The sequence below is a fragment of the Rhodococcus sp. B10 genome (assembly GCF_011770055.1).
Taxonomy (GTDB): domain Bacteria; phylum Actinomycetota; class Actinomycetes; order Mycobacteriales; family Mycobacteriaceae; genus Rhodococcoides; species Rhodococcoides kyotonensis_B.
On record NZ_JAAFYV010000012.1, the window covers coordinates 61,065 to 78,255 of the forward strand.

Genomic DNA, 17,191 nt, shown 5'->3' on the forward strand with positions numbered 1-17,191 from the left:
GTTCAGCTCTCCGCGCCTGCAGCACGCCGCTGCGCTTTGCCGAGCACGCTCACGAGGAAGCGTGCGGTGATGAACACGAGGATCCACAGCAGGAACATGTAGGTGCTGCCGCGGGAGTAGTCGAGGTTGATGATCGAGTCCTCGAACGCGCCGATCTGCAACGACCGGGTGGCGACACCAGGACCGCCCGCCGTGAGAACCCATGGGACGTCGAAGAACTTGAGGTTGTCCATGAAGCGGAAGATCACGGCGACGAGGATGTACGGCCAGAGCATCGGCAGCATGAGGCGTCGGAACATGTAGAACCAGCTGGCCCCGTCGACCTCCGACGCTTCGAACGGTTCCTTCGGAAGCGAACGGATGCCCGCGAGGACGAGGATCGCGACGAACGGCGTGAAGATCCACAGGTCGACGAGGATCACGGAGAACAGCGCGTTCTGGCTGCTCAGCCAGTCGAACGTGTTACCGAGCCCGAGAACGTGATTGAGCACGCCGAACTGCGGGTTGAACATCAACTTCCACACCACGGCCGCAATGACGGGCGCGATCATCAACGGCAGGATCAGAACCTTCTCGAAGATCCGTCCGATGATCGACGACCGGTTGAGGAGCAGGGCGATGATCACGCCGATGACGGTCTCGACGACGGTGGCGACGACCGCGAAGGTGCCCGTGACCCGCACGCTCGACCAGAACTGCGCGTCGCCGAGGACGCTGGCGTAGTTGCGAAATCCTACGAACACCGGATTCGGGTTCACCGCAGCGTAATTGAGGAACGAGTACCACGCACCGACGAAGAACGGGTACAGAATCCCGACGACGATCAGAACCGCGGGAACCGACAGCAGGTACGGCCGGAGCCGTCGACGCCACCGCGGCACTTCGGGTTTCGACGTGGCGGCCGGCTGGGGCGTGTCGGTCGCGCGTGCGGTGTCAGAACGGGTGGCCATGACCTACCTCTTTCCAGGACGTCATCACAGATTCACCTTCGAGGTGTTGGTTTTCGCGAGCCCGTCGAGACGCGATCGGGCGTCGTCGCCGCCGTAGATGTCCTGCAGAGCCGACGCCCAGTTCTGGGTGGTGTCGAAGAACTTCTTCTGCGGCGTGAACTGGATCTTGGACTGGTCGATGACGGTCTCGAAGGTCTCGAGATAGCCCGCCTGGTCCGCGACCTGCTGCTTGAACACGCCGTCGAACACCGACTTTCGGACCGGGTCGGCGTAGATCCCGCCCTGCACGGCCTTCGACATCGCTTCCTTGCCCGTCGCCCACTGCATGAACAGCCAGGCGGCGTGCTTGTTCTTCGACATCGAGTTCATCGCGAGCGACCACGTCCACAGGTTGGTGGCATAGCTGCCGTCGGGGCCTGCCGGTCCGGGGTACCACCCGATGTTGCCCGCCTGCGCCGACGCGCCCGGCTTGTTCTTCGGGTAGGTGGCGCTGTCCGCGTCGTAGACCATCATGGCGGTGCCGTCGCCGAGATCACCTGTGGCATTGGGGTAGTCGTAGGACGTCCACGAGGTCGGGCCGGCCTTGTGTTGCATCTCGATCCACTTCTCCGTGAATGCGACGGCTTTGTCCGAGTTCATGCGAGCCTGCAGCTCGCCGTTCTCGAAGACGTAGTCCTGGGCGCCTTCTCGGGTGTACTGCGTCATGAAGCCGGGATGAATCGTGGCCCAGGACTTCGATCCACGGGTGGCGATGCCGTACCGATTCTGTGACCGGTCGGTCAAATCGATGGCCAGCTGGATGAAGTTGTCGAACGTGTCCGGCAACGTGATGCCGTTCTTGTCGAAGTACGCCTTGTTGTAGGCGACGACGTTGTTCTCGAAGCCCCACGGCAGTGCCCACTGTCCACCGGTGCCCAATGGACTGCCCTGCTCGAAGTCCCAGCTCGTCGACGTGCGAAGACCTTCGTAGATGTCGTCGAAGTCGTACTCGTCGCTGGTGGCAGAACTGTTCTGCAGCCATGGACCGAGGTCCTCGAGCCATCCGGGAGGACCGTACTGCCAGATGAAGTAGGCGCCGAGCATGAACACGTCGTGTTTGCCTGTGCCGCCTGCCAGTTCGGTGTTCAGCTTGGTGAAGTAGTCGGCCTCGGGAACCAGGTCCGCGTTGATGGTGATGCCGGTGAGCTGCTCGAACTCGGCCAACAACGGCTGGAAGGACTGCTGATACGGGTGCGGGGTCTGCAGGATGTTAAGCGTCATACCCTGCGCGGCCTTCCAGTCGAACGGTCCGGTGACCTCGCCTGCGCCGTTGACAGCGTCGACGCCTCCGCCGACGCCACAGGAGGACAGAATCGGAACGGAGGCCGCGGCGATGCCCGCCAGGCCCATCGCCCGTAGCATGTCCCGCCTCGAGAATTGATGAATGCTCATGTGTTGTCTCCCGGTGTGGGCGGAAAGTCAGGACGGGATAAGCGAGACCTTGACGGACTCCGCACCACTGCCGACGAGGTCGAGGCCTTTCTGGAAGTCCGCGAGCGGCAACTGATGCGTGCAGATCTTGTCCATCGGAAGAACGCCGGACTCGATCATGCGGATTGCCGCAGGCCAGCAGTACGGGCCGAGATGTGCGCCGAGGACGTCGAGTTCCTTGTCGTCGGAGATGATCGACCAGTCGACGGACACGTCGCTGCCGAAGACGCCGTATTCGACGTACGTACCGAGTTTGCGCAGCAGACCGAGCCCCTGCGGAACTGCCGACGGATGCCCGGTTCCTTCGAGGTAGACGTCGGCGCCGTAGCCGCCGGTGAGGTCCTTGACGATCCTCTCGGCGTCCTCGTTGCGAATGTCGATCACGATGTCGGCACCGCATTCCCGTGCGAGAGCCAGCTTTTCGGGCTGCATGTCGAGAGCGATCACGTGAGCGGGGCTCTTGGCGCGAGCGCCCGCGATCATGCCGAGTCCGATCGGACCACAGCCGGCGACGACGACCACGTCGTCGAAGGTGATGCCCGCGCGCTCGACGGCGTGCAACGAGCACGAGAGCGGCTCCGTGAATGCCGCATGCGCGGGCGGAATGCCCTTGGACACCTTGTGCACCAACGCATCTGCCGGATACACCATGTACGACGCCATCGCCCCCGGCGTGCGCCGCTTGAATCCGTACAGATCGTGCGGGGCGCACATGTGGTACTGCCCGCGAAGGCAGAACCGGCACTTCCAACACGGAACGATCTGCTCGGAGACGACTCGATCGCCGACCGCGACGTTCCAGCGCGCCGATGCTTCGTCGTCGATCACGACGATCTCCCCGACGAATTCGTGACCGGGAATGACGTCGGTCTCGGCCCATGCGGGACGGTTCTCGTCACCCCAGAACTTGGCTGCACCGTGATAGCACTTCAGATCACTGGCGCAGATTCCAACGGCTTCGACGCGCACGAGCGCCTCGCCCGGTCCGGGAACGGGTACCGGTACCTCTTCGAGGCGGTAGTCCTCCGGGCCATGACAGACGACGGCCTGCATCTTCTCGGGGATCGCGGTGTCCGACATGAAAGAGCTCCTGATCTGGCGGCAGTGATGGGACGCATTGCTGTGTCGCGATGTGTTGGCGATCACGTTAACGGTCCGTTATACATATGTCCAGAACGAATGTTCAGCAATTCAAAGTCCGTGCACATATGTTCAGTGGGATACTGCGACCATGGCCACAACCAGTTCAGCGAGCGAGAACACACCGTCGACCGCCGACGCCGGTCACTTCGCGCCCACGCTGCTGTACACCGCCGCCAAGCTCTACTACGAAGACGATGCGACCCAGGCCGAGGTGGCCGCGAAGTTGGGCACCAGCCGCGCGACGGTCAGCAGACTGCTGTCCGAAGCCAGGCGCCAGGGCATCGTGCGTATCGAGGTCATTCCCCCGAGCACGTCTGCACAGGACGACCTCGCCGAGCGCGTCGCCGCCGCACTGGGGCTCACACACGTCTACCTGTCGGCACCTCTGCCTGCGCCGACGCCGTCGAAGCCGACCGTCGACCTCATGGGACGGTATCTCGCGCCCGAGGTGTCGAAGGCTCTGGGAGCAGTCGGATTGGTACCCGGGGACATCCTGCTGGTCTCGTCGGGCCGAACGGTCTACGAGGTCGCACAGTTCGATCTCGATCGCATTCCCGGGGTACTCGTCGCACCCACGGTCGGGGGAAACGACCAACCCGAGGAGTGGTATCAGACCAACGAGATCACTCGCTTGATTTCGAACAAGCTGGGCGGGCGGGCCAACTACCTGTTCGCGCCTGCCCTACCCGGAGCCGATCTCCACTCGATCATCCACTCCGACCCCGCAATACAGCGAGTCCTCGACCTGTGGCCGCAAGCCCGGTGCATCCTGATGGGCGTCGGCGCCCCTCCGTTGCTGCGTTCGGACATACCGAGATTCGTCCCGACGAACGCTGCGTCGCTGCGTGATTCCGTCGGCGACGTCTGCTCGAGGTTCTACGACCGCGACGGCAATTCCGTCGAGTTCCCGGGGTCCGACCGACTGATCGCGGTGGAACTGGCTGCGCTGCAGAAGATTCCGGTCGGGATTGCAGTGGCAGTCGGCGACGAGAAGGTCGCACCCATCGTCAGCGGCGCACGCGCGAAGTTCTTCAACCAGCTCGTCACCGACCCCTCGACCGCCCAGAGCATTCTCGATTACGTTCGACCCGACGCAGAGAAAGACGCTCCATGACGCTTCCCAATTCTTCGCTCCTCGACGGCAAACGTGCCCTGATCACCGGAGCCGGCCGAGGCATCGGAGCCGACATCGCACGAACGTTCGCCGCGGCGGGCGCGCGGCTCGTCCTGTCCGGACGAGACCGAGACGGTCTCGAAAGTTTCGCCGCAACGCTCGATGCCGAATGCACGGTCGTCACAGCCGACCTGTCGACCGCCGACGGCCCGGAGAAGTTGGCCGACGACGCCGCGCACGCATACGGCGGCCTCGACATTCTGATCAACAACGCCGGGATCTCCTACCCCGAGACCGTCGACGCACTCGACACCGCACATTTCGACGAGGTGCTGCAGGTCAATCTCCGCGCACCGTCTCTGCTGGCCGCCAGGACAGGACGTGCGATGGCCGACGCGACGGGCGGATCGATCGTCACCGTCGCGTCGGCGGCTGCGCTGCGACCGCTTCCCGAGCACTACGCGTACTGCACCTCGAAGGCAGGACTGATCATGGCGACGAAAGTCCTCGCGCTCGAACTCGGGCATCGCGGAGTCCGCGCCAATTCCATCTGCCCCACAGTCGTTCTCACCGACATGGGACAGAAGGTGTGGGGTGATCCCGTCAAGTCCGCGCCGATGTTGGCACGGATTCCGACCGGCCGATTCGCCGTCCCGTCGGAAGTGTCGGCTACAGCGCTGTGGCTTGCCTCCGATGCGTCGTCCATGATCAACGGCAGCGACATACCGGTCGACGGCGGCTACCTGGTCAGCTGAGCGCCCGCATGGACGATCTTTCGTGTCGACGGGTAGAGCTCGCACCAGTTCCCGTAGAGGTCGTCGTACAGCGCTTTGTGTTCGGGATTCGGGGGAATTTCCGACGCGACTGTCGCCCAATCGGTTTCGGGTGAGACAGCGCCGACGCCGATAGCGGCCAGAAGTCCGTCTCCGTAACTGGCTCCGATCGCCTGGGTCGGAACCAATTGAGTGCGACCGGTGATGTCGCTCAGCGCCTGAGCCCACACCGGGCTGCGCAGTCCCCCACCGACGGCGACGGCTCGCGTGACCGGCGTGTCCGAGTCGTCGAACATCTCGAGAATCTGCCTGATACCGAACGAAATTCCCTCGTAGGCAGCACGAAACATATGTCCGCGAGTATGCCGCAGGGTCAGTCCTGCCATGACCCCACGGGCATCGGGATCGAAGACGGGAGTGCGCTCTCCGGCGAGGTACGGAAGCACCAGGAGTCCGTCGGAGCCGGCCGGGACGGCAGAGGCCTCGCGCATCAACTCGTCGAAAGACGCACCGCCGGTGACGGTTTGCAGCCACGTCGTCAGCGAACCTGCGGTGGATGTGCCCGCGGCGAGCGCGTACGTTCCCTTCTCGACCCCCGTCGTGGTCCAGAGCGCCCCGGACGTGGAGCCTGCCGAACGCCCCGTCGGTGCAGGCGTGCGGTACTCGGCGAGGACCTGCACGAGGAACATCGTGGATCCGTACATCAGCATCAGATCACCCGGGTGACGCACTCCGACGCTGAAGGCCTCGGCATACGCGTCGACGGTTCCTGCGACGACGGGCGTCCCGACGGGTATCCCGGTGGACGCAGCGGCGTCGGCGCTCACCTTTCCGACGATCTCGCTCGGCCACGCGAGCCGAGGAAGATCCAATCCGTCCAGTACGCGATCGGACCATTCTGTGTTCCAACCAAATTCGCGCACCGAATACAACGGGTCGCACTGGCTCGCCGTATGGTGGTCCTGAATGTATTCTCCCGTCAGTTTGGCGACGACGTAGGAGTTGGAGCCGAACCACTTGCTCGCCCGCGCGAAGTTCTCGGGTTCGTTCTTGCGCACCCACTCGATTTTCGGGCCGACTGCCTGACTGGACAGCGACTTTCCGCAGCGACGCAGGATCTCGGCTTCACCGAACAGTGCGGTGAGCTCGGCGATTTCCGCGTGAGCACGGGAGTCGATCCCGTACAGAATCGCCGAACGGACCGGGTTCAGGTCCGCGTCGGTGAGGACGAGGCATGGCCCGACGCCGCTGACACACATGGCCGCGACGCGTGACCCCGCCGGAACCTCGGCAGTCAATGACGACGCGATGGCGCAGACGTCGGCCCACCACACTGCTTCGGCGTCCACCTCGGCCCACCCCGGCCGTGGAAGCGACATCTCGTGGGCGCGTTGTTCGGAGGCGAGAACGACGCCGTCCTCGGTGACCAGAACTCCCTTGGTGCTGCCGGTACCCATATCGATGCCCACGAACAAGTCCACGGGGCAAACACTATCGGAGCAGGCCACCCGCCGCGGCAAGTCTCAGGGCATCATGGACATCCGTGTCCGAACACGAAAATACAGTCGAACAGGAACGCTCCGGGCCACTGCAGCCGGTGCTGGCCGGTGTCGTGGCCGCACTGGTCGGGTTCACGAGTTCGTTCGCCGTCGTACTGACGGGTCTGCGTGCTGTCGGCGCGTCGCCCGAGGACGCCGCGTCGGGACTTCTCGCGATCTGTGTGACGCAGGCGCTCGGCATGCTGTATCTCTCCCGGCGATATCGACAACCCATCACGCTCGCCTGGTCGACGCCGGGGGCGGCGCTGCTCGCCGGCACCGGAACCGTCACCGGCGGCTGGCCCGCTGCGGTCGGCGCCTTCGTGGTGGTCGGCGCACTCGTGGTGACGACCGGCCTGTGGCCGCGACTCGGCGCCTTGATCACCTCGATCCCGACGTCGATCGCACAGGCGATGCTCGCGGGTGTCCTGCTCCCCCTCTGCTTGAAACCGGTCACCGCGTTCGCTGCGTCACCGGCGTTCATCGCCCCTGTCGTACTCGTCTGGCTTGTGCTGCAACGCTTCTCGAAGCGCTGGGCCGTGCCGGCGGCATTCGTGGCCGCCGCGATCGTCATCGCAGTCGACGTCGTCGCCGAAGATCGTGTTCCCAGTCCGGTGGACCTCGTCCCGCGTGTCGACCTCACCACACCGCAGTGGACGTGGCAGGCGATCATCGGAATCGCACTACCGCTCTACGTCGTCACGATGGCGTCCCAGAACATTCCCGGCATGGCGGTGATGAAGTCCTTCGGCTACGACGTGCCGTGGCGACCCGCGATGGGCGTCACCGGACTGGGCACGGTCATCGGAGCTCCGTTCGGAGGCCACGCCATCAACCTCGCGGCCATCAGCGCCGCACTCGCAGCAGCGCCGCAGGCGGATCCCGACCCGAAACGCCGGTGGATCGCCGCATCGTCGGCCGGGTGGTTCTACCTGTTGCTCGCGCTGTGCTCGGCCGCGCTCGCGACTCTCGTTTCCGTCGCACCTGCCGGCGTCGTCGAGACCGTAGCCGGCCTCGCGCTACTGGGCACCCTCGGGGCCTCGCTCGCCGGCGCGTTGAAGAACGAGGCGGGACGGGAGGCGGCCATCCTGACCTTCCTCATCGCCGCATCGGGCGTCACGGTGCTGGGTATCGGGTCCGCGTTCTGGGCACTCGTCGCCGGACTCGTGGTGCGGTGGGTACTGATGCCGTCCGCCTCTGCGCGACCGTGACCCCAGCACATTATTGCCGGGAGTGGAGCCTGCAGGAATGACCCGAATTAGACTCGACTCATGACCGCTTCCGCCGAGCAGCGAGCCGAACCGAATCCCGCTGCCGACTACCCGGCCCTGTGGCCCGTCGCGACGCGATGGGACGACAACGACCACTACGGACACGTCAACAACGTCACCTACTACGCGTTCTTCGACACCGCGGTCAACGGCTGGCTGATGTCCACGACCGGCGTCGACATTCGTGAACTCCCGGCGATCGGCGTCGTCGCCGAGACGTCGTGCAAGTATCACCGCGAGCTGTCGTTCCCGGATCGACTGCAGGTCGGACTGTCGGTCGAGAAACTCGGCACCCGCAGCATCGTGTACTCGCTTGCGCTGTTCCGCGACACCGACGGCGACGAGCTACAGCTGGCCGCGACCGGCCGATTCGTGCACGTCTACGTCGACGCGGTCACGCGCACGCCCGTTCCGATCCCGACCGAAATAGAAGCTGCTGCACGCACTCTCGTGGTACCGCGCTAGAGACCGATCGCGTCGGCGGTCGCCGTGGCGCGAGCCAGGATGTCGTCGACCAACGTCGTCGTCGGTGCACCTGCCTGGGCTCGGTTGCGCGCATCCGCCTCGGCGCGACGCATGACTCCTTCGGCGATGATCGACAACTTCCACAGCGCGAGCACCTGCCAGTAGTCCACGGCCGAGACGTCGCGGCCGGTGACGCGCGCGTACTCGGCGACCAATTCGGCACGCGTCGGGAACCCGGGCAGTGTCGATGCCATGAACGGGCCTGCGACGTCGTCGCCGGCCTCGGGCCAGTACGCGAGCAGCCCGCCGAGGTCGGCCAGCGGGTCACCGAGGGTGCACAGCTCCCAGTCGACGACGGCCACGATCGACCCATCCGTGCGCGACGTGATCACGTTGTTCATGTGGAAGTCGCCGTGCACCAACGAAAGCTCCTGCTGTTCAGGAACATTCGCGGCCAAGCGCTGAGCGAGCGAATCGATCGCGGGCACCTCGCGAGATCTCGTGTGCTCCCACTGCGTCGTCCACCGCTTCAACTGACGCTGCGCGTACGGCTTGTGGCTCGCGAGATCGAGAAGTCCGACACTTTCCAGGTCGACCCGGTGGATCTCGGCGAGCGCACCGACCATGCCGAGACCGATCGAGCGTCGAACGGTGTCGTGGAGTGTCTCTGCGACGGCAGGTGAGTCGATCACGACACCGTCGACGTGCGCCATCAGAACGAGCGGCGCATCCGAGACGGCCGGGTCCTCGGACAGCGCCAACATCTTGGGAACCGGAACCGACGTGTTCTGCAACGCGGACAGAATGCGATGCTCACGCACGACGTCGTGCGCCGACGCCAGCAGTGTGCCGAGCGGAGGCCTGCGCAGCACCCACCGCGAGCCGCTCACATCGGTGACCGCGTATGTCAGATTGGATTGACCGTTACCGATTCGCTGGAACGTCAGCGGGGACACCGCTCCGATGCCCAACGATCCGATCCACTTCGATACCGCGGACTCGTCCACACCCGCCGACGCCATTCGAACCCCTTACCCTCGTCTTCGCAACCGGAGTGGATGGTATCCATTCGAGTGACGGCTGGGGCGGAGTTCGCGTGCGGTCAGCTGGCGCGCAGGTACGACGGCGACGCGGCAGCGTCCGACGCGGCATCCTCGGCGAGAGCGGTGTCACGACGCGCAGCGACCTCGTCGAAGTCGCCGACCAGCAGCGCCACCAGCGACTCCGGCTCGGCCAGCCAGGCCTGAGCCATCGCACGAATTTCCGACGACACGAAGAAGCCGCTCATTTCCAGCGCTTCGATCCATTCGCCGACGGCGTCCGGCGTTGCTTCGGGGAGCGAACTGCGTTCGAGACGCGCGACCTCGAACTCGTAGCAGAAGAAGGCTCGCATCATGTCGAGCTGCCCTTGAGTCAACGACGGTTCGGGCTCGGTCGCGTCGGTGGTGACAGTCGGGCGAGCGTCTGCAAGAGTCATGGCTTCTCCTTCGATCGGCGGCGCTGTGTGCCAGGTCCGGTCAGCAAGAGGTTTCAACATGTCCGAGACCGTGTTCGGATCGTTACGAATCTCGCTGTAACGATCACTCACTTTCTAGCGATGCCCTGAAGCTACGCTCTCCCTGGTAGCTCCACCAGATCGAACCGGACGATGTGATAAGCGTCACAGTTTGACAACCAGTCCAGTGACTTTCCAGTTACGAATGATGTGTCACGCGCGGGCGTCGCACTCGGCGCCTGCGGTCTCACGACGTCGCCGCGGGTAGCGTGGGACCCCATGGTGAACGAGGTGACCGACCAGGCTGCGCGTCTACGACGGGCCAGGGCAGCCATTTTCGGCGTCTTCGCCGTCAACGGTTTCGTGTTCGCTATCTGGGTGGTTCACATCCCCAGCGTCGAGGATCGAGTCGGCATTTCTCATGCCACGCTCGGCTCGTTGCTGCTCGTTCTCGGCGCCGGCGCCATCGTCGGCATGCAGACTGCGGGGCCACTCGCGGACCGGTTCGGCAGCAACCGCCTCGTGATCGCCACCGGTACAGCACTCTCGTGCGCAGCCATGGGACCCGCACTGTCTCAGAGCGCGGTGGCGCTCGCGATCTCGCTGTTCGTGTTCGGCATGTTCAACGGCGCACTGGACGTGTCGATGAACTCTCAGGCCGTCGACGTCGAGCGGCTGTACGGGCGCCCGATCATGTCCGCGTTCCATGCGCTGTTCTCGGTCGGTGGCGTCGTCGGATCGCTCGTCGGAGCAGCCATGCTCGCCGCATCGGTGCGTATCGACGCGTCCATGGGAGCCGCCGCAGTACTGGGCGTCGCCGCCATCGCGGTCTGCAGCCGCTTCCTGTTGACGCCGACCGAACACATGCCGACCCAGGACGACACGTCGCCGAGCACGCGGGGCACGAAGTTCTCGCCTCGTGTGCTCACCCTCGGGGCACTTGCGTTCTCGCTGATGCTGGCGGAGGGCGTCGCCAACGACTGGAGCACGCTGCAGGTCAAGGAACATCTGAACACCGCGGACGGCACCGCAGCCTTGGCGTTCGGCTTCTTCGCCGCGATGATGACGGTCGGCCGGTTCTGCGCCGATCGCGTCAGCGCACGGTTCGGGCCCGTCGCGGTCGTTCGATACGGCAACCTGATCGCAGCCGTCGGCATGCTCCTGGTCTTCACGTCCGGCTGGCTGCCTTTGACCCTCGCGGGATGGGCAGCGTTCGGGTTGGGCCTGTCCGGCAGCATCCCGCAGATCTTCACCAGTGCGGGAAACCTAGGATCGGGCCCGTCGGCGACCAACATGTCCCGCGTCGTCGGCATGGGATACGTCGGACTGCTCGCAGGCCCCGCGATCATCGGATGGCTGTCCCATGCTATCCCGCTCACCACGGCGATGCTGGTGCCGCTGCTGCTCACGGTGATCGCAGCTGCCTCGGCGGGAACCGTACGACCCCAGCGCGCGCCCGTTCCCCAGTAGCCTCACGGCCGGCTCACATGACGCATTCAGATTCGTGGTGCATCCTCGGGTAGCTGACGCATGAAGAGAAGGGGGCCAGTCGGGGCATGAGCGCAGACACGGACAGCATGGAACTCGTCGAACTGGGGGAGAACGAACTCTATTTCGACGACGTCGACGCGATCGCGCGACGACGTCGAATCCTGGCCAGAGCGATCGCGGTCGGAGCTGCGACGGTAGGACTCGTCGTGCTACTGGGGATTCTGCCGCTGGCAGGCGTCGACTATCCCCACTCGCGGGCAGTCGTACCCAGCCTGGCCGGCCCGTCGGACTCGGTGTTGACGGCGTTCGGGATCACACCCGTTCTCGTGGCCGTAGCCGTGCTGACCGTCGTCGCGCTGATACGGGGGCTCCCCTACGGGATCGGTGCCGTCATCACTCTGGTGATCGGAGCATCGCTGACGACGGCGGGCGTGCGCGCGTGGGCCGTCGGCTGGGTACCCGGATCGGCCTTGCCGAACGGCTATGCCACTGCAGCGGTTGCGCTCGTCTGCGCGACGACGCTCGTGGCCTCGCCGAGATTCCTGCCCATGGTGTGGGGACTCGGTGGCGTCGGCGTCGCGACGGTGTGCGCGGCAGCGGTCGTCGGGGGCGCGGTATCGGTGATCGGCGTCGTGACGACTCTGCTCGTCGTGCTCGCCTGGTGGGCCGTCTCGTCGGGGGTCATGGTGTACTCCCCCGTCGCCGCCGAACGGGAGAAGCAGAATCCGTTCGACACAGCAGCGTTGGCGTTCCGTCGCATGCGCTGACGCGCCCGTGCGCGGATAGTTGCACCCTGGGCCAACTTTCCGCGCACGGGCAGCGCAGCTGCATTACAGCGCCTTCAACTCCTCGATGACCGAGTTGACGGACTTCTTGGCGTCGCCGAACAGCATCGAGGTGCGGTCCGCGGTGAACAGCGGGTTGTCGATGCCGGCGTATCCGGAGCTCATCGAACGCTTGAGCACGATGACCGACCGGGATTCGTCGACGTTCAGAATCGGCATGCCGTGAATCGGGCTGGACGGGTCGTTACGCGCCGCCGGGTTGGTGACGTCGTTGGCGCCGATCACAATGGTGACATCGGTGCGGTTGAATTCGCCGTTGATGTCGTCCATTTCCTTCATCGCGTCGTACTCGACGTCGGCCTCGGCCAGCAGCACGTTCATGTGCCCGGGCATACGACCGGCGACCGGGTGGATCGCGTACTTGACCTCGACACCCTTGCTCTCGAGGATCGACGCCATGTCCTTGACCGCGTGCTGAGCCTGCGCCACCGCCAACCCGTATCCGGGCACGACGATGACCTGCGAGGCGTACGCCATCTGGATCGCCGCATCCGCCGCCGAGGTGGACTTGACGGTGCCACCGGCATCGCCCGGGCCACCGGCAGCCGCGTCGCTGCCGCCACCGAACGAGCCGAACACGATCGCCGGAATGGACCGGTTCATCGCCGTCGCCATCAGGTTGGTCAGGATCGAACCCGACGCGCCGACGATCATGCCCGCGACGATCATCGCCGTGTTGTTCAGCGCCAGACCCGCAGCCGCTGCCGACAGACCGGTCAACGCGTTGAGCAGCGAGATGACGACGGGCATGTCCGCGCCGCCGATCGGGAACACCACGAACAGACCCATCAGACCGGCCGCGACCAGCACTGCGACGATCGTCCACCACGCCGTCCCCTCACCGGGGGTCGCGTTGATTCCGATGTAGATCGAGATCGCGACCGCGACCAGCAGCAACACGATGTTCGCCAGCTGGAAGGTGCGCGCGTTCTTCACGAACGCCTTCTCGACGTTCTTGTTCAGCAACTCCTGCAGCTTCGCGAACGCCACCAGCGAGCCCCAGAACGACACCGAACCGATCACCGCGGCGAACAGCGATCCGACGACGATGTGCACCGTCGGCTCCTCGCCGTGATGGAACGCCGAGAAGCCGTCGGTCTCGATGAACTCCGCCCACGCGATCAACGCGACCGTGCCGCCGCCGACGCCGTTGAACAGGGCCACCAGCTGCGGCATCGCCGTCATCTTCGTGCGCTTGGCCGGCGGAACACCCAGGATGACACCGATCAGCAGGCCACCGGCGATGAGAATCCAGTTGATCGCGGCCGCGTCGCGCACCTCGATCAGGGTCGCGACGACGGCAATGCCCATACCGGTTGCGGCGATCCAGTTACCGCGCACCGCCGTCTTCGGGCCCGTCAGACCCATCAGACCGTAGATGAACAGCGCGAACGCGATGATGTAGAGAATGTTGACCAGGTTGTTCATCAGGAATCAGCACCCTTCTCACCGACAGCAGCAGGTGCTTTCTTGGACTTGAACATTCCGAGCATGCGGTCGGTGACCAGGAAGCCGCCGACGACGTTGAGCGTGCCGAAGATCAGCGCGACGAACGCGATGATCCGCACACCCCACGACGCGTCCTCGGGAAGACGGCCGAGCACGATCAACGCACCCAGCACGACGATGCCGTGAATGGCGTTGGTGCCCGACATCAGCGGCGTGTGCAGCGTGTTCGGAACCTTCGAGATGACAGCGAAGCCGACGAAGCCGGCCAATACGAGAATCGCGATGTTCGCGAGAAGAGCGGTGTACATCAGGCATCGGCCTTCCGTGTGACGCAGGACTGCGCAAGCACCTCGTCGGAGAAGTCGGGCGCGACCGCACCGTTCTCGTCCAACAGCAGCTCGAGCAGCGCGGAAACGTTCTTCGAGTACAGCTCGCTGGCGTGCTCGGGCATGCTCGCCGGCAGGTTCAGCGGCGACGCGATGGTCACGTCGTGCTTGACGACGGTCTGTCCCGGCTCGGTCAACTCGCAGTTGCCGCCGGTCTCCCCGGCCAGGTCGACGACGACGCTGCCGGGCTTCATGCCCTCGACCGCCGCGGCCGTCACCAGGCGCGGTGCGGGACGTCCCGGCACCAACGCGGTCGTGATGACGACGTCGAAGCCCTTGATCGCCTCTTCGAGCGCCTGCTGCTGCTGAGCCCGCTCGTCCTCGGTGAGTTCACGGGCGTACCCGCCCTCACCAGCGGCGTCGATACCCAGATCGAGCCACTGCGCACCCACCGAACGCACCTGATCGGCCACCTCGGGACGCACGTCGTAGCCGGTCGGGCGCGCGCCGAGACGCTTCGCCGTCGCCAACGCCTGCAGACCCGCGACACCGACACCGAGCACCAACACCGTCGCCGGCTTCACCGTGCCCGCGGCGGTGGTCAGCATCGGGAAGAAGCGCGTGGACTCCGACGCAGCCAGCAACACGGCCTTGTAGCCGGCGACATTGGCCTGCGAGGACAACGCGTCCATCACCTGGGCACGCGAGATACGCGGAATGGCCTCGACGGCGAACGCCTGCACACCCGCAGCGCCCAACGCGCCGATCTTGTTGTCCGCGTTACGCGGCGCGAGGAAACCGATCAACGTCGAACCCGACGAGAGCTTCGCGATCTCCGCATCGGTGGGAGGCGCGACCTTGACCACGACATCCGCCGACCACGCATCACCGATCTCCGCGCCCGCCGCGGCATACAACTCGTCCGGAATCAGGGCCTGTACACCAGCGCCCGACTCGACGACGACGTGTACACCCTTGTTCACCAGCGAGGACACGACCTTCGGAACCAGCGCCACACGACGCTCGCCGTCACCCGACTCGCGGACGACGCCGACGCGCGTCGTCACATGGCCGCTCGTCCCGTTCTCTGTGCTGTGCGATGTATCCAATTCTCCGACTTCCGTAAAAAAGTGAATGGTGCCTGCGGTTCGGCGAACGGGGGTAACCGTGCGGCGAACAGGCGGCGCCCAGCGTCAAGGCACGAGGAGACTGATGATAGCCAGAGTAGGCAGCCCTCAGGTAACCCACGCCACAGCATTTAGCGGTCTGAATCGAATCCGAAACGGCGTGACGTGCAGCTCGACGGGGTTGTGTGATCGACATCATAAGCCAGGGTGTGCACCTACAGTGTTGGCCGTGGACAACTGCGTGTTCTGCTGCATCGTGTCGGGTGACGCCCCCGCAACGCGAGTTCTGGAGACCGACTCGGTGCTCGCCTTTCTGGACATCCGCCCGATCGCGCGCGGCCACGTGTTGGTGGTGCCGAAGACACATGCGTCCGACCTCGACGACCTGGAGCCGTCGCTGGGCGCGTCCGTGTTCGCGGCCGGGCAACAGCTTTCTCGCGCGATGCGCAGATCCGACCTTCGTGCCGACGGCGCGAACCTCGTCGTCAACGACGGCAAGGCCGCGTTTCAGACCGTGTTTCACACGCATCTGCACGTCGTCCCACGGTGGACGGGAGACAAACTCCGGTTCGCGACAGGATTCGTGACACGGCGTTCGCGTCGGCCGGAGGAGACCGCGGACGCGATTCGGACGGGTCTTCGACGTCTCAGCGAAGAGAACGACGCGTGAAGTTGTTTCTGGCGTCGTACCGATTCGGCGCGCACCCGGACACGTTCGTCGACATGACGGGCACACCAGGACGCATCGCGGTGATCGCGAACGCGTGCGACAGCTGGCCGGACGCGGCCCGCGCGTCGGCGGTGACGAGCGAATTTCGCAGCCTGCGCGAACTCGGATTCGAGCCCGAGGAGCTGGACCTACGCGGAAGCACGAAAGCCATTGCCGCCATGCTCGATTCGGTCGGTGTCGTATGGGTCCGTGGCGGCAACACCTTCGTGCTGCGCTCTCGCCTCGCCCTGTCGGGCACCGAGAACGACATTGCACGACGCGTCCGTGACGGCCGGCTCGTCTACGGCGGTTACAGCGCGGGCGCGTGCGTCGCGTCGACGTCGTTGCGGGGCATCGAGACTGCCGACGATCCCGCCGACGTGCACCCGACTACCGGCGGCGACGTGATCTGGGACGGCCTCGGCTTCGTCGAGACGTCCCTGATCCCGCACTACGGATCGATTCTCGACGACACGAATTCCGGTGCGACGATGGTGGAGCGCTACCGCCGCGACGGAACTCCGTTCGTCACCCTCGACGACGACCAGGTGCTGGTGGTCGACGGCGACCGGCAGGAACGGATCTAGCCCGACTGCGCGAACGGCGCGAGGCGGTCGAGCGAGGACCACGCCATGTCGCAGCGCTTCCTGGTCATCTCGTCCGCGTCGAGCAGCAGGATGTCGAGCAGGAGCCGAGGGCGATGCTTCCATCGAGCTTTCGCGTCGGCGATCGTGGGTCCGTCGAACAACCCCGAATGTTCCAACGCCTCGACCCACTCATGGACGTCACCGCGGTGCAGCGTTTCGAGGGTGTCGTAATCGATTCCGCCGCCTTGGAATTCGTACGAGAACATCGCGGCCACGTAATCCCACGACGTGCTGTGTGGATTCATCATGTTGGGCCTCCTTCAAGTCCACTGGCTGGGACGCTAGACCCCGCAGCCGCACGATTCCGTGTCGCGCACGCATCGATCGGGTAACAGAAGTGACGGGTGTGACTATTGGGACTTGCTCCGCACTGTGGGA

The 17,191-nt window shown here is 65.0% G+C and carries 18 protein-coding genes; 8 read left to right on the forward strand and 10 right to left on the reverse strand.

Annotation, left to right across the window (positions count from 1 at the left end):
* Positions 1-2 precede the first annotated feature (2 nt).
* The 3 genes from RhoFasB10_RS10285 to eltD are packed head-to-tail and all read right to left on the reverse strand — an operon-like array spanning position 3 to position 3,500.
* Positions 3-950 carry a sugar ABC transporter permease gene (locus RhoFasB10_RS10285; protein WP_068426971.1) on the reverse strand — a complete coding sequence of 316 codons (948 nt, stop codon included), beginning with the start codon at positions 948-950 and terminating at the stop codon, positions 3-5.
* 24 nt (positions 951-974) lie between these two features.
* On the reverse strand, positions 975-2,351 hold the full coding sequence (locus RhoFasB10_RS10290; RefSeq protein ID WP_167676370.1) for an extracellular solute-binding protein: 1,377 nt from the start codon (positions 2,349-2,351) through the stop codon (positions 975-977).
* A 57-nt stretch (positions 2,352-2,408) separates the two neighbouring features.
* Positions 2,409-3,500 carry an erythritol/L-threitol dehyrogenase gene (gene eltD / locus RhoFasB10_RS10295; protein WP_068426975.1) on the reverse strand — a complete coding sequence of 364 codons (1,092 nt, stop codon included), beginning with the start codon at positions 3,498-3,500 and terminating at the stop codon, positions 2,409-2,411.
* A 151-nt stretch (positions 3,501-3,651) separates the two neighbouring features.
* Between eltD and RhoFasB10_RS10300 the strand changes: the two genes are divergently transcribed.
* Together RhoFasB10_RS10300 and RhoFasB10_RS10305 are read left to right on the forward strand one after the other, a co-directional pair.
* Complete coding sequence (locus tag RhoFasB10_RS10300; protein ID WP_167676295.1) at positions 3,652-4,677, forward strand: sugar-binding domain-containing protein; 1,026 nt, start codon at positions 3,652-3,654, stop codon at positions 4,675-4,677.
* Positions 4,674-5,432 carry an SDR family oxidoreductase gene (locus RhoFasB10_RS10305; RefSeq protein ID WP_068426979.1) on the forward strand — a complete coding sequence of 253 codons (759 nt, stop codon included), beginning with the start codon at positions 4,674-4,676 and terminating at the stop codon, positions 5,430-5,432. The genes RhoFasB10_RS10300 and RhoFasB10_RS10305 overlap by 4 nt, the downstream gene beginning before the upstream one ends.
* Here the strand turns inward: RhoFasB10_RS10305 and RhoFasB10_RS10310 are convergent.
* Complete coding sequence (locus tag RhoFasB10_RS10310) at positions 5,417-6,931, reverse strand: FGGY-family carbohydrate kinase (RefSeq protein ID WP_068426981.1); 1,515 nt, start codon at positions 6,929-6,931, stop codon at positions 5,417-5,419. The genes RhoFasB10_RS10305 and RhoFasB10_RS10310 overlap by 16 nt on opposite strands.
* 62 nt (positions 6,932-6,993) lie before the next feature.
* On the opposite strand from RhoFasB10_RS10310, the gene RhoFasB10_RS10315 reads away from it, so the two are divergent.
* Positions 6,994-8,199: a benzoate/H(+) symporter BenE family transporter gene (locus RhoFasB10_RS10315; RefSeq protein WP_167676297.1), complete on the forward strand. Its 1,206-nt coding sequence runs from the start codon at positions 6,994-6,996 to the stop codon at positions 8,197-8,199.
* A gap of 60 nt (positions 8,200-8,259) precedes the next feature.
* Positions 8,260-8,724: a thioesterase family protein gene (locus RhoFasB10_RS10320; RefSeq protein WP_068426985.1), complete on the forward strand. Its 465-nt coding sequence runs from the start codon at positions 8,260-8,262 to the stop codon at positions 8,722-8,724.
* On the opposite strand, the gene RhoFasB10_RS10325 is transcribed toward RhoFasB10_RS10320, so the two are convergent.
* On the reverse strand, positions 8,721-9,746 hold the full coding sequence (locus tag RhoFasB10_RS10325) for a phosphotransferase family protein (RefSeq protein WP_167676299.1): 1,026 nt from the start codon (positions 9,744-9,746) through the stop codon (positions 8,721-8,723). The two genes, RhoFasB10_RS10320 and RhoFasB10_RS10325, sit on opposite strands and share 4 nt — an antisense overlap.
* 80 nt (positions 9,747-9,826) lie before the next feature.
* Entirely contained in the window at positions 9,827-10,201 is a 375-nt protein-coding gene (locus RhoFasB10_RS10330; protein ID WP_167676301.1) for a hypothetical protein, read from the reverse strand.
* Positions 10,202-10,498: 297 nt separating this feature from the next.
* On the opposite strand from RhoFasB10_RS10330, the gene RhoFasB10_RS10335 reads away from it, so the two are divergent.
* Together RhoFasB10_RS10335 and RhoFasB10_RS10340 are read left to right on the forward strand one after the other, a co-directional pair.
* The gene (locus RhoFasB10_RS10335) at positions 10,499-11,689 is read left to right on the forward strand and encodes an MFS transporter (protein ID WP_167676303.1); all 1,191 of its coding nucleotides are present in this window, start codon (positions 10,499-10,501) and stop codon (positions 11,687-11,689) included.
* Positions 11,690-11,775: 86 nt separating this feature from the next.
* Positions 11,776-12,477: a hypothetical protein gene (locus RhoFasB10_RS10340; protein WP_167676305.1), complete on the forward strand. Its 702-nt coding sequence runs from the start codon at positions 11,776-11,778 to the stop codon at positions 12,475-12,477.
* Between the two features lie 63 nt (positions 12,478-12,540).
* Here the strand turns inward: RhoFasB10_RS10340 and RhoFasB10_RS10345 are convergent, their stop codons facing one another.
* From RhoFasB10_RS10345 to RhoFasB10_RS10355, 3 genes are read right to left on the reverse strand one after another with little or no spacing between them, the layout of a single operon-like run.
* On the reverse strand, positions 12,541-13,983 hold the full coding sequence (locus RhoFasB10_RS10345) for an NAD(P)(+) transhydrogenase (Re/Si-specific) subunit beta (protein WP_167676307.1): 1,443 nt from the start codon (positions 13,981-13,983) through the stop codon (positions 12,541-12,543).
* Complete coding sequence (locus RhoFasB10_RS10350; RefSeq protein ID WP_114332621.1) at positions 13,983-14,312, reverse strand: NAD(P) transhydrogenase subunit alpha; 330 nt, start codon at positions 14,310-14,312, stop codon at positions 13,983-13,985. Before RhoFasB10_RS10350 ends, RhoFasB10_RS10345 begins: the two co-directional genes overlap by 1 nt.
* A complete protein-coding gene (locus RhoFasB10_RS10355) occupies positions 14,312-15,397 on the reverse strand; it encodes a Re/Si-specific NAD(P)(+) transhydrogenase subunit alpha (RefSeq protein ID WP_222651554.1) in 1,086 nt (361 codons plus the stop codon). Before RhoFasB10_RS10355 ends, RhoFasB10_RS10350 begins: the two co-directional genes overlap by 1 nt.
* A 289-nt stretch (positions 15,398-15,686) precedes the next feature.
* On the opposite strand from RhoFasB10_RS10355, the gene RhoFasB10_RS10360 reads away from it, so the two are divergent.
* Both RhoFasB10_RS10360 and RhoFasB10_RS10365 read left to right on the forward strand, forming a co-directional pair.
* Complete coding sequence (locus RhoFasB10_RS10360; RefSeq protein ID WP_068427084.1) at positions 15,687-16,127, forward strand: HIT family protein; 441 nt, start codon at positions 15,687-15,689, stop codon at positions 16,125-16,127.
* Positions 16,124-16,753, forward strand: coding sequence for a Type 1 glutamine amidotransferase-like domain-containing protein (locus RhoFasB10_RS10365; RefSeq protein ID WP_068427000.1), 630 nt, complete (start codon positions 16,124-16,126; stop codon positions 16,751-16,753). Before RhoFasB10_RS10360 ends, RhoFasB10_RS10365 begins: the two co-directional genes overlap by 4 nt.
* Here the strand turns inward: RhoFasB10_RS10365 and RhoFasB10_RS10370 are convergent.
* Positions 16,750-17,061 carry a hypothetical protein gene (locus RhoFasB10_RS10370; RefSeq protein WP_068427002.1) on the reverse strand — a complete coding sequence of 104 codons (312 nt, stop codon included), beginning with the start codon at positions 17,059-17,061 and terminating at the stop codon, positions 16,750-16,752. The genes RhoFasB10_RS10365 and RhoFasB10_RS10370 overlap by 4 nt on opposite strands.
* Positions 17,062-17,191: the final 130 nt, after the last annotated feature.